Below are 16905 nucleotides of genomic sequence, written 5' to 3' on the forward strand. Positions count from 1 at the left end.
GGCCAGCCGCGAATCGCGGGTTAACCCCGCCTCGCGGCGAGCCGCGCGAAAACGCGACTATGCGCGAGACCGGATACGGCATATCCATTCTCACATATATCGCCGCGGCTCGGGCACGCGGTGCGACCGGCTGCGCGGCGCGGCTGCAAAGGGCTGGACGGCGATCTCGCCGCCGCTCGCGGCGATTTCGAGCTTCTGGACGGAGCTACGCATATCGTCACCGGGAATGCCGGAATAGGCGCCAGCGGTCTTGTTGCGCTTTTTCGTCCCCGATACCTTGGAGTCCATCCCAAAACTAGACGGTGGAGAGAGACGTTATGCAATCGAACACGGTTCACCCGTGCGACGAGCGGCTGCCCGCAGGCCAGTTGCTTACCCTCGGCATTCAGCACGTTCTGGTGATGTACGCCGGCGCCGTCGCCGTGCCGCTGATCGTCGGCGCGGCCCTCAAACTGCCGAAGGACCAGATAGCGTTCCTGATCAGCGCCGATCTGTTCTCCTGCGGCATCGCCACCCTGATCCAGACGCTCGGCCTGTGGATCTTCGGCATCCGTCTGCCTGTGATCATGGGCTGCACGTTCGCGGCGGTCGGCCCGATGGTCGCGATCGGCACCAATCCGTCGCTCGGCATTCTCGACATCTTCGGCTCGACCATCGCCGCGGGCGTGATCGGCATTCTGCTCGCGCCGGCCGTCGGCAAGCTGCTGCGCTTCTTTCCGCCGGTCGTGATCGGCGTGGTGATCTCGGTGATCGGCTTGTCGCTGATGGGCGTCGGCATCAACTGGGCCGCCGGCGGCGTGGGCAATCCCGACTACGGCAATCCGGTCTACCTGGGCTTGTCGCTGATCGTGCTGATGCTGATTCTGCTCATCAACAAGTTTGCCAAAGGCTTTCTCGCCAACATCTCGGTGTTGCTCGGCATTGTCGCCGGCTTCGTGATCGCGCTCGCGCTCGGGCGCGTCGACATGGACGGCGTCACGCACGCGCCGTGGGTCGGCATTGTGATGCCATTCCACTTTGGCCTGCCGCACTTCGATCCGCTTTCCATTGCAACCATGGTCACCGTGATGTTCGTCACGTTCATTGAATCGACGGGCATGTTCCTCGCGGTCGGCGATATGGTCGACCGGCCAGTCGATCAGAAAACGCTGGTGCGCGGACTGCGCGTGGACGGACTCGGCACGCTGATCGGCGGCATCTTCAACTCGTTTCCGCACACGTCGTTCTCGCAGAACGTCGGCCTGATCGGCGTGACGGGCGTGAAGAGCCGCTTTGTCTGCGCGATGGGCGGCGTGATCCTCGTGCTGCTCGGCCTCTTTCCGAAGATGGCGCAAGTCGTCGCCTCGGTGCCGGCCTTTGTGCTGGGCGGCGCGGGCATCGTCATGTTCGGCATGGTCGCGGCCAACGGCATCAAGGTGCTGTCCAAAGTGGACTTCGTAAGAAATCACCACAACCTGTTCATCGTCGCGGTGAGCATCGGCCTGGGGCTCGTGCCGGTGGTGTCGCCGCACTTCTTTTCGAAGCTGCCGGCCGCCTTGTCGCCGCTGCTGCACAGCGGGATCCTGCTGGCTTCCGTGTCTGCGGTCGTGCTGAATCTGATTTTCAACGGCGTCAAAAGCGAGAAGAAGGCGCAGTGCGAAATCCGCAAGGCAGGCCATGATTTCGATGGACGCGGCGGCCAGGAACCGCAACGCGACGAAATGCTGCGCGCGGCGGATCTGCACTGAGGGTCGTCGCTCCGAGGCGGGCGACGGCGAAGCGCTGAACGCCGCCCGCAACCACGACTCAAGCTACTGCCAGCTATCGCTGTGACCCGCCGCCACAAAGAAAAACGCCACGGCATGCCGTGGCGTTTTTTGTTGCCTACGCGTCGAACTATCGCGACGCTCAGCCCGCGGTAGCAGCCGAAGCCGCCGCCGGCGCACTCGCCGCGCCGTAGTCGATCGGGGCATCGGCCGGACGCGGCTGGTCGCCGCTATGCTCGATCCAGCCGCCGCCGAGCGCCTGGTACAGCGTGACCAGGTTCTGCAGACGCTCCATGCGAGCGGTAATCAGCGACTGCTGCGACGAATACAGATCGGTCTGCGCGGTCAGCACCGACAGGTAACTGTCGACGCCATTCGTGTAACGCAGATTCGACAGATCCAGCCGACGCTGCTGCGCAAACGTATTGCGCTCGAGCGACTGGATCTGCTGATCGTACGTGCCGCGCGCGGCCAGCGCGTCCGCCACTTCGCGGAAGGCCGTCTGAATCGCCTTTTCATACGTGGCGATCTGGGCGTTCTTCTGGATGTTGGCGAGATCGAGGTTCGCCTTGTTCTGGCCGCCCTCGAAAATCGGCAAAGTGATGGACGGCGCGAAACTCCACGCGGCCGAACCCGGCTTGAACAGTCCGCCGAGCGTCGGGCTCAGCGTGCCGAAGCTGCCCGTGAGCGAAACCTTCGGGAAGAATGCCGCGCGCGCCGCGCCGATATTCGCGTTGGCCGCGAGCAAATTCTCTTCGGCCTCCATGATGTCGGGACGGCGCGTCAGCAGATCGGACGGCAGACCCGCCGGAATATCCGTGAGGAGATTCTGGTCGCTCAACGTGAGGCCCGGCGGCAGATCTGCCGGCAGCGGCTCGCCGAGCAGCAGCACCAGCGCATTCTCAGCCTGAGCGCGCAAGCGCTCCTGAGACTGCAGATTCGCGCCCGCTTGCTCGACCACGGTCTGCGCCTGGCGCAGATCCAGTTCGGAGCCCGTGCCGTTATCGAACTGCAGCTTCGTGATGCGGTACGACTCTTCGGCCGTCTTCAGCGTGCCTTGCGTGACTTTCAGCAGATCGTCGAGTTCGAGCACCGTCAGATACTGATTCGCGACCTGTGAAACGAGCGCGATTTCAGCTGCCTTGCGGGCCTGAGCCGTGGCCAGGTACTGCGCCAACGCCTGGTCCTTCAGACTCTGAATGCGCCCGAAAAAGTCGATTTCCCAGGAAGCATTCAGACCGACCGAATACGAATTGGAAATCGTATTGCCGAATATTGACAGGTCTTTCGGCGTGCGCGACTTGCTTTGCGAAGCGGCGGCGTCGAGCGTCGGGAACAGACCCGCGCGAACGATGCGGAACTGCGCCTGCGACGCCTGCATGTTCAGCACCGACACGCGCAGATCGCGGTTGTTCTTCAGCGCGATTTCGATCAACCGCTGCATGCGCGGATCGACGAAGAAATCGCGCCAGCCGATGTCGGCCGCGGCCTGGCCATTGGCGCTGCGCGCACCGGCCCCGCCCGGCTGGGTCGCGCCCGGCTGCGTTTCGTACACGCCGCCGGTCGGGAACGTGCTCGTCACCGGCGCGGCGGGGCGCTCGTACTTCGGCGCCATCGTGCAACCGGCGGCGAAGAGCGCGACCGCTACTGCAATCAAAGAGTGTTTTTGCATCTCAATGTCCGTCCTTGCCGGAGCCAGTGCTGTCCGGATCATGCGGATGGTGCTGGTTGTAGTGTGCAAGCGCCTCATCCGGGTCTTCCTTCTCGCCGCCGAACTTCGCGCGGATCACGACGAAGAACATCGGGATCATGAAGATCGCGAGGAACGTTGCCGTCAACATGCCGCCGATGACGCCCGTACCGATCGCGTGCTGGCTCGCCGAGCCGGCGCCGTTGCTGATCGCGAGCGGCATCACGCCGAGAATGAACGCGAGCGACGTCATCAGAATCGGGCGCAACCGCAGACGCGCCGCTTCCAGCGCGGCCTCGATCGGCCCCATGCCTTCGCTCTGTTGCAACTCGCGCGCGAATTCCACGATCAGAATCGCGTTCTTCGCCGACAAGCCCACCGTGGTCAGAAGACCGACCTGGAAGAACACGTCGTTTTCGAGCCCGCGCAGCGTTGCGGCCAGCAGTGCGCCGATCACGCCGAGCGGCACCACCATGATCACCGAGAACGGGATCGACCAGCTTTCATACAACGCCGCGAGACACAGGAACACGACGAGGATCGAGATGCCGTACAGGATCGGCGCCTGCGAGCCGGATTGACGCTCCTGCAGCGACAGACCCGTCCACTCGTAGCCGATACCCGCGGGCAGCTTCGCCACGAGCGCTTCCATGGCCGACATGGCCTGACCCGTCGACTTGCCCGCTGCGGCCGCACCCTGGATTTCCACCGCGGAAATACCGTTGTAGCGCTCCAGTTTCGGCGAGCCGTAGGTCCACTCCCCGCTTGCGAACGACGAGAACGGCACCATGCCACCCGCCGTGTTTCGCACGTACCAGGCGCTCAGGTCTTCCGGCTTCATGCGGAACGGTGCATCGCCCTGCATGTAGACCTTCTTGATCCGGCCGTCGGTATCGAGGAAGTTGTTCACGTATTGCGACGCCCATGCAATCGAGAACGTCTGGTCGATCGCGGAGAGCGACACGCCGAGCGCAGCCGCCTTTTCGTGGTCGATATTCACCTTGAACTGCGGCGTATCGTTCAGGCCGTTCGGACGCACCTGCGCCAGCGTCGGGTCTTTCGCGGCCATGCCGAGCAGCATGTTGCGCGCTTCCATCAGCTTTGCGTGGCCGACACCGGCGCGGTCCTGCAGCTCGAAGTCGAAGCCGGCGGCCGTGCCGAGTTCCGGAATGGACGGCGGATTCACCGGATACACCAGCGCACCCTTATAGCTGCCGAAGTGCATGAACAGGCGGCCCACCAGCGCCTGCACCTTTTCGTCCGCGTGCTGACGCTGCGCGTAGTCCTTCATCCGCACGAACACGAGACCGGCGTTCTGACCGCGGCCCGCGAAGCTGAAGCCGTTCACCGTGAAGGTCGACTCGACGATCGCCTTCTCGCTGTCGAGCAGATAGTCGGACACGTCCTTGAGCGCGCGCGCCGTGGTTTCCTGCGTCGAGCCCGACGGCGTTTGCACGAGCACGAACATCGTGCCCTGGTCTTCATCCGGCAGGAACGATTTCGGCAAGCGCACGAACAGCAGGCCGACCGCGACGATCACCACCATATAGATGATGAGCCAGCGGCCCGAGCGCTTGATCACGTGGTGCACGCCCGAGTGATATTTGTCGCGGCTCTTGTTGAAGGTGCGGTTGAACCAGCCGAAGAAGCCCTTCTTCTCTTCGTGATGACCTTGCGGAATCGGCTTGAGGATCGTCGCGCACAAGGCCGGCGTCAGAATCAACGCGACCAGCACGGACAGCACCATCGCCGCCACGATAGTCAGCGAGAACTGCCGGTAAATGGCGCCGACCGAGCCGCCCGAGAACGCCACCGGCACGAACACCGCCGACAGCACGAGCGCCACGCCGACGAGAGCGCCGGTGATCTGGTCCATCGCCTTGCGCGTGGCTTCGCGAGGCGATAAGCCCTCCTCCGCCATCACCCGCTCGACGTTTTCCACCACCACGATCGCGTCGTCCACCAGAAGGCCGATTGCCAGCACGAGGCCGAACATCGACAGCGTATTGATGGAGAACCCCACCACGCTCATGATCGCGAACGTGCCCAGCAGCACCACCGGCACGGCGATCGTCGGGATCAGCGTGGCCCGCAGGTTCTGCAGGAACAGGTACATGACGAGGAACACCAGCACGATACCTTCGAGCAGCGTCTTGACCACTTCCTCGATCGACAGACGCACGAACGGCGTGGTGTCGTACGGGTACTTCACGACGAGGCCGTGCGGGAAGTACTTCGACAGTTCGTCGATCTTCGCGCGCACCGCCTTCGCAGTAGCGAGCGCGTTGGCGCCGGTGGCGAGCTGGATACCGAAACCCGCGGTCGGCTGACCGTTGTACTTGGTGTCGAAGTTGTAGTTCTCGCCGCCAAGCTCGACGCGCCCGACGTCCTTGATGCGGACCTGCGAGCCGTCCGGGTTCACCTTCAACAGCACGTTGCCGAACTGTTCCGGCGTATTGAGCAGCGTGGCTTCCGTGATGGTCGCCTGCAACACCTGCCCCGGCACCGACGGCGTGCCGCCGAGCGAGCCGCCCGCGACCTGCACGTTCTGCGCCTGCAACGCGGTCTGCACATCCACCGGCGTGAGGCCGAAGTTGGTGAGCCTGTTCGCGTCGAGCCAGATGCGCATGGCGTACTGCGAGCCGAACAGCGTGACCGTGCCGACCCCGTCGATACGGCTCACCGGGTCCTGCACGTTCGACGCGACGTAGTTCGCGAGGTCGTACTTGCTCATGCTGCCGTCTTCGGACACGAAGGCCATGACCAGCAGGAAGCTGCTGCTCGACTTCGTGACCTTGGTGCCCAGCTGCTGCACGGCTTGCGGCAACAGCGGCGTGGCGAGTTGCAGCTTGTTCTGCACCTGCACCTGCGCGATGTCAGGATTGGTGCCGGCCGCGAACGTCAGCGTGATGGTAGCCGTACCAGAGTCGTCCGAAGTGGACGACAGATACAGCAAGTGGTCAAGACCACTCATCTGCTGCTCGATCACCTGCGTGACGGTGTTTTCCACCGTCTTCGCCGAAGCGCCCGGATAGGTTGCGCTGATCTGCACAGCCGGCGGCGCGATGGTCGGATATTGCGCGATCGGCAATGTAAATACCGATGCGATACCCGCGAGCATCAGGATGATGGCGATCACCCATGCAAAAATCGGGCGATCAATGAAGAACTTTGCCATGTGGCGGGCTCCCTGTTATTACGCGCCCGATGCAGCGGAGGCAGGTTGAGCCGTCTGCGCAGCGCCGCTGGCGGCCGGCGCGCCTTGAGCGGCTGCGCCCGAGGCTGGCGTGGCGGGAAGTTGCGCGGCAACGGCCTTGACCTGCATGCCCGGTTTCGCCTTGTCGGTGCCCTGCACGATCACGCGGTCGCCGGGTTTCAGGCCGCTCTCGACCACCCAGTTCGCACCGTAGGTGCCCGAGGTGACGAGCTGACGCAACGCAACCTTGTTGTCCTCGCCGACGACGAGCGCGGTAGGCTGCCCTTTCTGGTCGTGCGTAATGCCGACTTGCGGCACGACGAGTGCGTTCTCGTTCACGCCTTCTTCGATCTTCGCGCGCACGAACATGCCCGGCAGCAGCACCTTGTCCTTGTTCTGGAAGATCGCGCGAACCGTGACCGAGCCGGTGCCCTGGTCGACGGTTACGTCGGTGAACTGCAGCTTGCCTTTTTCCGAATACGTGCGGCCGTCTTCGAGGATCAGCGAAACCTTGGCGGCGTCGGGGCCGTTGGTCTTCAGACGCCCTTCCTGCATCTCGCGGCGCAGCTTCAGACCGTCGAGACTCGACTGCGTCAGGTCGACATAAACAGGATCGAGTTGCTGGACGGTGGCGAGCAAGGTCGCGGCGCTCGCCTGCACATAGGCGCCCGGCGTCACTTGCGAAACGCCGATCTGGCCGGTGACGGGCGACGTAACGTCCGTATAGCCGAGGTTGATCTGCGCGGTCTCGACCGCTGCCTTGCCGGCGGCGACGTCGGCGGCAGCCTGGCCTTGTGCGGCCACCGCGTTGTCGTAGTCCTGCTTGCTCACCGCGTTGGCGGCCACCAGCACCTTGTAGCGATTGGCCTGCGCCGTGGTGGACGCGAGGTTCGCCTGCGCCTTCGCGAGCGTGGCCTTCGCATTGTTCAACGTGGCGATGTACGGTGCCGGATCGATCTTGTACAGACGCTGACCCGCCTTGACCTGACCGCCTTCGGTGAACTCGCGGCGCAGCACGATGCCGTCGACCCGCGCGCGCACTTGCGCGACCAGGAAGGCACTCGTGCGGCCCGGCAATTCGGTGACGACAGGTACGGTAGTCGGCTGGACGGTGACGACGCCAACTTCGGGCGTCTGCTGCGGCGGGGCAGATTGTTTTGGTCCGCACGCTGCCAGCAATACGGCAGCCGTCGCGGCACTGATTAAGCGGAATGGAACCCGTTCGACGCGCATGGAGCGACCTCTGTCTATGACTGAGAATGAAAAAGTGCGCGCATCCCTACCTCGGGGACGACGGCGCACACAGGCGTCTTGCGACGCTCGACCGGGAGCCCGTGAATGCGTACCGAAATTACGAGGCACTTTGGGCGAAATGCGCCAAACCGGGAAATGCCGCACGGCGCCGCCCGTTCGGGCACGGCGCGAAAAGCTTGTGAAAGGCAACAGTGACGGATATTAACCGGTCGTCACGGCTTGGGCTATCCGATCGTGGGGTGCTATTATATATACATTCACGAATGAATGTAAAAGTACGTTACTTCTCTCGCGGCCCAAGGCCAGCAAGAAAGTCTCCACGAAACACGTCGCGGCAACCGGATTGTCATCTGGCGTACTTAAAAGTGCTCGGGAAAACCCCACAATCAGGGCAGGTCATACCAATATGGTCCGAAGAACCAAGGAAGAGGCGCTGGAGACGCGCAACAGCATTCTCGACGCGGCAGAAAGAGTGTTTTTTGAAAAAGGCGTATCGCGCACGTCGCTCGCGGACATCGCGCAGGCGGCCGGCGTCACGCGCGGCGCCATTTATTGGCATTTCGCCCACAAAAGCGATCTCTTTACCGAAATGTTCGACCGCGTGCTGCTGCCGCTCGACGAGCTCAAGGCCGCCTCGCTGGACCCCAACGAGCCCGATCCGCTGGGGCGTCTGATGGAAGTCTGCACGGTGTGCGTGCGCGACACCTTGAACAATCCGCGCCGCCGACGCGTGTTCGACATCCTGTTTCTGAAGTGCGAGTTGGTGGAGGAAATGGGACCGGTGCTCGTGCGCTATCAGACCAACATGCGCGAAGCGCTGACCAAGATTGAAGCCGCCTTGCGCAATGCGATCTCGAAGGGACAGTTGCCGGCGGATCTCGATACCAGGCTCGCCGCGGCCATGGTGCATGCGTTTGTCGGCGGGTCGCTGCGCGACATGCTGTTCCTGCCCGATGCAACGGATTTCGCGGCGCTCGGCGAGCGCATGGTCCAAGGCATGTTCGACGCGCTGAAGCTGAGCCCGATGCTGCGCAAGTGAGCGAGCATCGGGCAGGCCTCTGGTTGCGGCTCGTGAGCCGCAACCGTCGCCGTGTGCTTTACCTATTCCTGCTGCGCGCTTTCTGATTCGACGCATAGATGTTGCCGCACTCGAGCGGCGCGCCGCTTTGAAGCGCGGCGAGCCATTCGCCGGTGCTTGCCACTGCCGCGAAGCGCGATTGCAGCACCACGCAAAACACCCGGTGAATGTCCTCGGCGCTCGCAAATCCCGCGCTGTTTTCATAGGGCACGGAGCCGGTCGCATCGTGCAGGAACTCGACGGCAAGCCCGGCGTGGACCGCATGATTGATCGTCGACGCATCGCAGTTGTGCGTCATGTAGCCGACCACGGTCAGCGTGTCGATGTTGCGCGTGGCGAGCCAGTCGGCGAGGTCGGTGCCGGTGAAGGCGCTCGGCAGCGACTTTTCCACGTAGTGATCGCGCTCGCGCGAAGCGACCACCGGGTGCAGCTCGGCGCCCTCGCTGCCGCGAGCGAAGAGCGGCGAGCCGGCAGGCGCAAAGTTCTGCACGACAACGACCGGCACGCCCGCGGCGCGCGCCGCATCCATCGCACGGCCAATGTTGGCAAGCGAGCCCTGGACCTCCGGAAATTCGATCGGCAGATCGCCGCTCACATATTCGTTCTGCACGTCGATGACGAGCAGCGCACGGCGCGGGGTGGTCATGGCAAGACTCCTGTGAAAGGTTATTGAGATCGCGCGCCGCCGTAGCTTGCGCGTTCTGAAGACAAGCTTCGAAGCGGCCAGGCAGGAGCGGCAACGACGCATTGTTCCTCCCGGCCGCCATCGATAACAGCGGCCCGTTTGACAACATTCGCTAGAATCGGGCCATTAATGTTCGCCAGCCCACCGCCGTTTCGTGAGGTGACACTCATGGCTGTTTCCGCTGCAAAACGGCCCCCCGGCTCGCACGTCGTCGCGGTGATAGCGTTCGACCGCATCAGTCCCTTCCACCTCTCCGTGCCGTGCGTGGTTTTCGGCGAAGACCGCAGCGGTGGCGGCGTGCCGCATTTCGACTTTCGCGTCTGCGCGGCCGAAAAAGGCCCGCTCACGACCACCGCGGGCTTCTCGATTGCCGTCACACATGGCCTTGAAGCGCTCGAGCAGGCGCAGACGATCATCGTGCCGAGCTGGCGCGATCCCGACGAGCCTCCGCCCGCCGCCTTGCTCGACGCGCTGCGCGCGGCCCACGCACGCGGCGCGCAACTCGTCGGCCTATGCCTCGGCGCATTCGTGCTGGCCGCGGCCGGCATTCTCGATGACCGTCCGGCCTCGACGCACTGGGCGTGGGCCGACGACTTCGCGCGCCGCTACCCGCTCGTCAGGCTCGACCGCGACGTGCTTTATGTCGACGACGGCAACGTGCTGACATCGGCGGGCACGGCCGCGGGTCTCGACTGCTGCCTGCACGTGCTGCGCAAGATGTGCGGCGCCGAGGTGGCGAACTTCGTCGCGCGCCGGCTGGTGGTGTCGCCGCACCGGCAAGGCGGGCAGGCGCAGTACATTCAGCAGCCGGTGCCTCCAAACGTCCGCGAAGACCGGCTGGCGGGACTGCTCGACTGGGTGCGCGGCAACCTCGGCGCCCCGCACACGCTGGACAGCCTCGCGGCGCGCGCGCTGATGAGCCGCCGCACTTTCACGCGACGTTTCCGGCTCGCGACCGGCACGACTGTCGGTGCGTGGGTGCTCGCGCAGCGGCTCGAGCGCGCGCAGCAGTTGCTGGAGAGTACGGACGAGTCGGTGGAGGCGATTGCGGGCATTGCCGGGTTCGGGTCGGCGGCTTCGTTGCGCCAGCATTTCGCGGACGCGTTTCGCACGTCCCCCTCCGCGTGGCGCAGGGACTTTCGCGGTGTGTGATGCGGTATGGTGAAGATGGCGGCTCGTCGGGCGTCGTTGCGGTTACTGGTACTGGAGGTGCAAGCGGCGTGAGGACAGCGCCAACGCGCTAAGCGGAAGCAACGCGCTTTCGTAGTGGGCCACCGCGATTTCGTAGTCGCGCGGGCGCGACACTCATCCTCAGGTGCGGGGGGCGAGACGCCTCTTCACACGCGGGCGCGATACTCCGCGCCAAGCGCCGCCACGATGATCCGCCTCATGCGCCGCCGACACACTCCATCGCAAGCGCCCACGCCCAGCACCCTAGAACATCACCCGCCCGTCCCACGATCACACGCGCGCCCAGCGTCCCTTCAACGCTCGCTGATCCAGCGCGCCACATACAACAATAGCGCGACCAGAAAAATCATCGCCGCCCATGCCCAGTTCGGCACCGCATGCGGGGTTGGCTCGGGGTGCGAGACGCCATGCGACACGCTCGCCGCCCGTCCGCCGAGCGAGCCGCCGTGTTCGGCGCGCGTGCGCCGCGCAATGCCGCCCAGCGTGATGGGCCGCAGGAACACGTGCTGACGGCGCGCCGCCGATCCTCGCGCGCGATTCGGACCCTGCCCATGCTTCGCGCGTACGACGGCGCTGAACTCGGCGAAGAAATCGTCGGCGAGTTGGCGAAGCGCGTTTTCAAGCTGACGCGGGGACAACTGCGCGAGCGGTCCAGACGACGTCGCCCATAGCGTGTAGTCGATCCGCGTGCTGCGCTCTGCGCCGCGCGCTGCGCCGTCTTCCGCGCGCAGGCGCACTTCGATCTGTCCGCGCAGCGAGCCGACACCCTCGGCGCGCGCCTTGAAGTTGATGGTGCGGCGCTCGGCATCGGCCGGGCCCGAATCCTGGCCGGCGACATGCGCGCGCGCTTCATAACGTGCGCGCAACGGCCCCAGCGGAACCGTCATGGTGAGCGCGTATTCGCCGTGCGAAAGGCGCGTGAACGACTCGCAGTTATCGAGGCTGGCGCGCAGGAGCGCGAGGTCCTGCAACGCGTCCCAGACATCGGACGGCGCAAGTGGAATCCGTAACGCGTCGTTCAGTTCCATCCCAGCCTCCCGATGAACACGCGACACCGGATCAGGACGTCTGATCGATGCGGTCGACGCGCGATGAGTAAAACGCGAGATACCCTTTGATTCTCGCCGCCTGCTCGAACGGCGTCTCGTAACTCCACACCGCGTTTTCGATCAGGCCATCTTCGGTACGCAGGTGGAAGTACGACGCGTCACCTTTGAACGGGCAGTGCGTGGTGTGGGTCGAGCGTTCCAGCCGCGCCATGTTCACGTCTTCGCGCGGAAAGTAGAACACGTCGGGCAGACCGGTTTCGCTGAGCGTCAGCGCCGCGTGCGTGTCGGCCATCGTTACGCCGCCATGGATTACCCGCACGCGGTGATCGTTGCCGCTGATCGCCATGGCGTGCCCGCCGGCGGCTTTCGCGGGGCTTGCGTGAGGTGTCAAGGCATCGTCCATGTCTCGGCTCCGTAAAGTGTGCGGTCGTGCAAACAGCAAAGCCACGGGACAGGCCCGTGGCTTCATTATCGGCCAAAGTTCCGGCGATTGCGCGGCCTCCTTGCCGATGCGCGGCCGGCTACGGGTTTACTGGGTGTTCCAGTAGAACGCCGCTTTGGCCGAGCCCTTCGCCGGCACCGTCAGCGCCTTCGACTGATCGCGGTCCTTGTACGACGCATGCACCGTGTAGCGGCCCGGCCGCAGCTTCACGAGCATGTACGGTCCGCGCGACGCGGTGTTCAACACCTCGCCGTTATGGGCATCGACGATCCGCACGTGGACATCGGCGAGATAGTCCGAGCCCGGTCCTGTGAAGCGCAGCGACAGCGGCCACTGGCTTTGCGCCTGTTGCAGCGCCTTGGATTCGTCGAGACCGACGCCGCCCGAGACGAACGAGACGTCGCCTTGCTGCTGGATTTGCGGCAGACCTCCACCGTTGACGTTGCCTGCGCTCGTCTGGTCGGTGGTGGTGCCGCCGGTGACTTCGCTCGCCTGCTGCGCGTACGCGCCGCCCACCAGACCGAGAGTGAGCGCCACGCTGGCCGCGGCGGCTACGATCTTTCGCTGAGTGCGTTGGTTTTTCATCGGTTCGCTCCTTATTGACATCCTTCGCCCGGCGCTCGTTGATACGACGGGATTCAGGATGGACGCAACCTGCGTGCCACGCTGCCGCCAGCCGGGCCGGCCAACGTCTGCGAGGCACGCCACCTGCCGCAAGACGCCCGTCTTGCGGTGCCCGTCCGTAAAGAAAAATGCCGGTCTGTCTGCAGTAAGTGCAAACAGACCGGCAAGCATTACTTCATCCGATGTTTAGAACCGGAATTCGTCCCGGCGCGGGGATCAGCCGAGATCCACCGGCACGAAAATCTGCGAGTTGTCGCGCTGGATCAGCAACGCGATGCTGTTGCCCGCGCCCGCGACCATCTGCTTCAACTGATCGACGCTCGTAACCGGCCGGCCGTTGACCGCGAGGATGACGTCGCCCGGCTGAATGCCCGCGCTTTCCGCGGCGCCGCCCGACTGCTGCACGAGCAGGCCGTGCGAGATCGACGCGCTGCTCTTTTCTTCCGGCGTGAGCGGACGCACGGCCACGCCGAGACGGCCTTGCAGTTGCGTCGGCTGGTCGGCCTTGTCGGAGGCAAGCTTGCTGTCCGACAACGAGCCGATCGTCACCTTCAGATCCTTCGTGCCCTTGTCGCGCCACACTTGCACCGTTGCCGTGCTGCCCGGCGCGAGGCCTGCGATCTGCGAGGGCAGCGCCGAAGAATCCGTCACCGGCTCGCCGTTCACCGAGAGAATCACGTCGCCCGGCTGCAGGCCCGCCTTCGCGGCCGGGCCGCCCGGATCGACGGAGCTGACGAGCGCGCCTCGCGGCGTTTGCATGCCGAACGAGTTCGCGAGCGTCTGGTTCATGCCCTGCACCGCGACGCCGAGCCGCCCGCGGCTCACGTGACCGGTCTTGACGATCTCGTCCTTGACCTTGATCGCCTCATTGATCGGGATTGCGAACGAAAGTCCCTGGAAGCCGCCGGTCTGCGAGTAGATCATCGAATTGATGCCGATCACTTCGCCTTGCAGATTGAAGAGCGGCCCGCCCGAGTTGCCCGGATTCACCGGCACGTCGGTCTGAATGAACGGCGTGTAGTTTTCGTTCGGCAGCGAACGCGACTTCGCGCTGATAATGCCGGAGGTCACCGTATTGTCGAAGCCGTAAGGCGAACCGATCGCGACAACCCACTGCCCGACCTTGCTCTGACGCGGATCGCCGATCTTCACGATGGGCAGATTGCTCGCGTCGATCTTGAGCACGGCCACGTCGGACTGCTTGTCGGCGCCGACCACCTTGGCCTTGAATTCGCGCTTGTCGGTGAGCTTCACGGTCACGACGTTCGCGCCGTCCACCACGTGCGCGTTGGTCAGGATATAACCGTCGCTGCTGACGATAAAGCCTGAGCCGAGGCTCGCGCTCGGTTGATCGGGCACATCGCCGCCGTCGCCGCCTTGCATGCCGGGCATATTGCCGAAGAAGTGCTTGTAGAACTGGTAGAACGGATCGCTAGGGTCGATCGGCAACTGATTGCCGCCCATGCCACCATTGCCGCGCAGCGCCGTGCGCTTCACGACATGCTTTGCGCTGATGTTGACGACCGCCGGCCCATAGGTTTCGACGAGGCCGGAGAAATCGGGAATGCCGGTTTTGGCGGCGGCTTCGGCGGGCATCATTGCGGCTTGCGCCGGCGTGATGACCTGCGGCGCGGGCACGTCGCGATGGCCCGCCACATAGCCGGCGGAAAGCGCTACGGCGACAGCGGCTGCGACAGCGCTGCGGGACAAGGTTTTCGCGTTCATTGTGTGCTCCTGACTGGAGAAAGAATCTCGGATGTCAGGAAGCGTAAGCGGCATCGCTTAAAAGAGTCTTAAGCAGCGACAGATCCTGTATCGATGCGTTTAGCCCTTGTTTGAAGGGCTTTTCCGTCGAAAGCAAGTTGAAAACTTCGCGCTCAGAAACGCACGGTGACCTGGAGCCCACCCGCGGGTGATTCGTCGAGCGACACCGCCGCGTGATGTTGTGTTGCGATGCGCCGCACGATCGCCAGCCCCAACCCGCTTCCGGCAACGTCCGTCCGCACCCGGTTCTCGCCTGCGCCCGCGCGATAGAAGCGGTCGAACACGCGCTCGCGCTCGGCGGGCTCGATGCCCGGTCCGCTGTCGGCGATCCGCGCGACCGGATGCCCGTCCTCCACATGCAGGCTCACGTCGACGCGTCCGCCGCGCGGCGTGTACTTGGTTGCGTTGTCCACGAGATTGTTGAACATCACGCGCAACGACTCCGGATCGCCAATCACGGTAGCCGCCTCGCTCGCCTCGATGCCTAGATCGACGCCGCGATTTTCCGCGAGCGGCGCATAGGCGAGCACGCAGTCCGAGAGCAGCGCGCGCAGGTCGACGGCATCGGTCACGGCAAGGCCGTCGGGCTCGGAGCGCGCGAGCGCGAGCAGTTGTTCGGCGAGGCGCGTGGCTCGGGTCACGCCGGCTTGCAGATCGGCAAGCGCTTCGCCACGCGCGGCGTCGTCTTTCGCGCGCCCGACCAGCTGCGCCTGAATCTGCACGGCCGCGAGCGGCGTACGCAGTTCATGCGCGGCATCGGCGACAAAAGCCTTCTGGATGTCTAGTGCAGTCGCGAGCCGCTGCAGCAGTCCGTTCAGTGCACGCACGAGCGGCTGCACCTCGAGCGGCAGGCGCTGATCGGGCAATGGATCGAGCGCCTCGGGATGCCGTGTGTCGAGCGCGCTCGTCACCCGCCGCAGAGGACGCAGCCCGCGTCCGATGATCACCCACACCGCGAGCCCGAGCACCGGCAGCAGCACGATCAATGGCCACAACGTGCGCAACGCGACGTCGGCGGCGAGCCGGTTGCGCACCGAAATCGGCTGCGCCAGTTGCACGACGTTATCGCCGACAATCGCGCCATACACGCGCCAGTCGCCGCGTTCCGTGTGTTCGGTCGAGAACCCGAGTTCGGCGCGCGGCGCAAGCGGCGCGCGCGGACGCGAGTAGTACATGAGCACGCCGTTGCGGTTCCAGATTTGCAGCACGATGCCCTCGTCGCCGGTATCGCGCGAACCCAGCACCTGCGAGAACGGTTCGGCCGGCAGCGCCGCTGCGATCTGCTCCAGTTGGTAATCGAACAGTTCGTTGGCTTCGGCAAGCGCCTGGCGATAGATCAGCCAGCCCGCAATGCCGACGCCGAGCAGCACGAGCGCGAGCAGCCACACCAGCAATTGACGGCGGATAGATCGCATCGGCTCAGGCTTCCTTCGCGATCATGTAGCCGAGCCCGCGCACATTGCGGATCAGGTCCGCGCCGAGCTTCTTGCGCAGCGCGTGAATATAGACCTCGACGGTATTGCTACCGATCTCCTCGCCCCAGCCGTACATTTTTTCCTCGAGCTGGCTCTTCGACAGCACTGCGCCCGGCCGCGCGAGCAGCGCCTCCAGTAGCGCAAACTCGCGCGCGGACAGCGCCACCGGCGCGCCGTCGAGCGTCACCTGATGCGATGCGGGGTCGAGCGTGAGATTGCCGTGGCGGATGGTCGAATCGCTGCGGCCGGACTGACGGCGGATCAGCGCCCGCATGCGCGCGCCGAGTTCGTCGAGATCGAACGGCTTGACGAGGTAATCGTCCGCTCCGGCGTCGAGGCCCTTCACGCGGTCGGCCACCGCGTCGCGCGCCGTGACGATCAGCACCGGCAGCGCGTGCCCGCGCGCGCGCAGCGTGCGCAGCACGTCGAGACCGTCGCGCTTGGGCAGGCCGAGGTCGAGCAGCACCAGATCGTACGGCTGGCTCGTCGCCGCGCTGAGCGCCGCTTCGCCGTCTTCCACCCAGTCGACCGCGAAGCCTTCGCCGCGCAGCGCCTTGCGCACACCTTCGGCGATCATCCGGTCGTCTTCGACTAGCAAGATGCGCATGGTCACGTTCCCTCAACATTCGATGATGCCGCATTCTAGCGCCCGCCCCGCGATGCGCGCCGCGCGACGCTTTTTTCACCGCAGGCCGGCGGCATGTCACTACAA

At 64.6% G+C, this 16905-nt stretch carries 13 protein-coding genes; 3 read left to right on the forward strand and 10 right to left on the reverse strand.

The window, feature by feature from the left end; all coding sequences use genetic code 11:
• Positions 1 to 317 precede the first annotated feature (317 nt).
• Positions 318 to 1727: a nucleobase:cation symporter-2 family protein gene (locus A3AC_RS0125820; protein WP_025602332.1), complete on the forward strand. Its 1410-nt coding sequence runs from the start codon at positions 318 to 320 to the stop codon at positions 1725 to 1727.
• A 160-nt stretch (positions 1728 to 1887) separates the two neighbouring features.
• Here the strand turns inward: A3AC_RS0125820 and A3AC_RS0125825 are convergent, their stop codons facing one another.
• Genes A3AC_RS0125825 through A3AC_RS0125835 form a run of 3 tightly spaced genes read right to left on the reverse strand, consistent with a single transcriptional unit; the run spans position 1888 to position 7864 of the window.
• Entirely contained in the window at positions 1888 to 3417 is a 1530-nt protein-coding gene (locus A3AC_RS0125825) for an efflux transporter outer membrane subunit (RefSeq protein ID WP_025602333.1), read from the reverse strand.
• A gap of 1 nt (position 3418) precedes the next feature.
• A complete protein-coding gene (locus A3AC_RS0125830) occupies positions 3419 to 6613 on the reverse strand; it encodes an efflux RND transporter permease subunit (protein ID WP_025602334.1) in 3195 nt (1064 codons plus the stop codon).
• Between the two features lie 18 nt (positions 6614 to 6631).
• Positions 6632 to 7864: an efflux RND transporter periplasmic adaptor subunit gene (locus tag A3AC_RS0125835; protein WP_025602335.1), complete on the reverse strand. Its 1233-nt coding sequence runs from the start codon at positions 7862 to 7864 to the stop codon at positions 6632 to 6634.
• A gap of 427 nt (positions 7865 to 8291) precedes the next feature.
• Between A3AC_RS0125835 and A3AC_RS0125840 the strand changes: the two genes are divergently transcribed.
• Entirely contained in the window at positions 8292 to 8924 is a 633-nt protein-coding gene (locus A3AC_RS0125840; protein WP_025602336.1) for a TetR family transcriptional regulator, read from the forward strand.
• A gap of 58 nt (positions 8925 to 8982) precedes the next feature.
• Here the strand turns inward: A3AC_RS0125840 and A3AC_RS0125845 are convergent, their stop codons facing one another.
• A complete protein-coding gene (locus A3AC_RS0125845) occupies positions 8983 to 9609 on the reverse strand; it encodes a cysteine hydrolase family protein (protein WP_025602337.1) in 627 nt (208 codons plus the stop codon).
• Positions 9610 to 9816: 207 nt separating this feature from the next.
• Between A3AC_RS0125845 and A3AC_RS0125850 the strand changes: the two genes are divergently transcribed.
• Positions 9817 to 10800, forward strand: a complete 984-nt coding sequence (locus tag A3AC_RS0125850) for a helix-turn-helix domain-containing protein (protein WP_035475879.1) — start codon at positions 9817 to 9819, stop codon at positions 10798 to 10800.
• 332 nt (positions 10801 to 11132) lie between these two features.
• Here A3AC_RS0125850 and A3AC_RS0125855 read toward each other — a convergent pair whose 3' ends face one another.
• From A3AC_RS0125855 to A3AC_RS0125880, 6 genes are all read right to left on the reverse strand, one after another.
• A complete protein-coding gene (locus A3AC_RS0125855; RefSeq protein ID WP_025602339.1) occupies positions 11133 to 11867 on the reverse strand; it encodes a CoxG family protein in 735 nt (244 codons plus the stop codon).
• A gap of 31 nt (positions 11868 to 11898) precedes the next feature.
• Positions 11899 to 12291, reverse strand: coding sequence for a DUF427 domain-containing protein (locus A3AC_RS0125860; protein WP_025602340.1), 393 nt, complete (start codon positions 12289 to 12291; stop codon positions 11899 to 11901).
• A gap of 126 nt (positions 12292 to 12417) precedes the next feature.
• Positions 12418 to 12915: a hypothetical protein gene (locus A3AC_RS0125865; protein ID WP_025602341.1), complete on the reverse strand. Its 498-nt coding sequence runs from the start codon at positions 12913 to 12915 to the stop codon at positions 12418 to 12420.
• 255 nt (positions 12916 to 13170) lie between these two features.
• Positions 13171 to 14679: a DegQ family serine endoprotease gene (locus tag A3AC_RS0125870; RefSeq protein WP_025602342.1), complete on the reverse strand. Its 1509-nt coding sequence runs from the start codon at positions 14677 to 14679 to the stop codon at positions 13171 to 13173.
• Positions 14680 to 14831: 152 nt separating this feature from the next.
• Complete coding sequence (locus A3AC_RS0125875) at positions 14832 to 16133, reverse strand: ATP-binding protein (protein WP_025602343.1); 1302 nt, start codon at positions 16131 to 16133, stop codon at positions 14832 to 14834.
• A gap of 4 nt (positions 16134 to 16137) precedes the next feature.
• Positions 16138 to 16800, reverse strand: a complete 663-nt coding sequence (locus A3AC_RS0125880; RefSeq protein WP_025602344.1) for a response regulator — start codon at positions 16798 to 16800, stop codon at positions 16138 to 16140.
• Positions 16801 to 16905 lie beyond the last annotated feature (105 nt).

Origin of the sequence: Burkholderia sp. WSM2230 (assembly GCF_000472445.1) — a bacterium.
Taxonomy (GTDB): Bacteria; Pseudomonadota; Gammaproteobacteria; order Burkholderiales; family Burkholderiaceae; genus Paraburkholderia.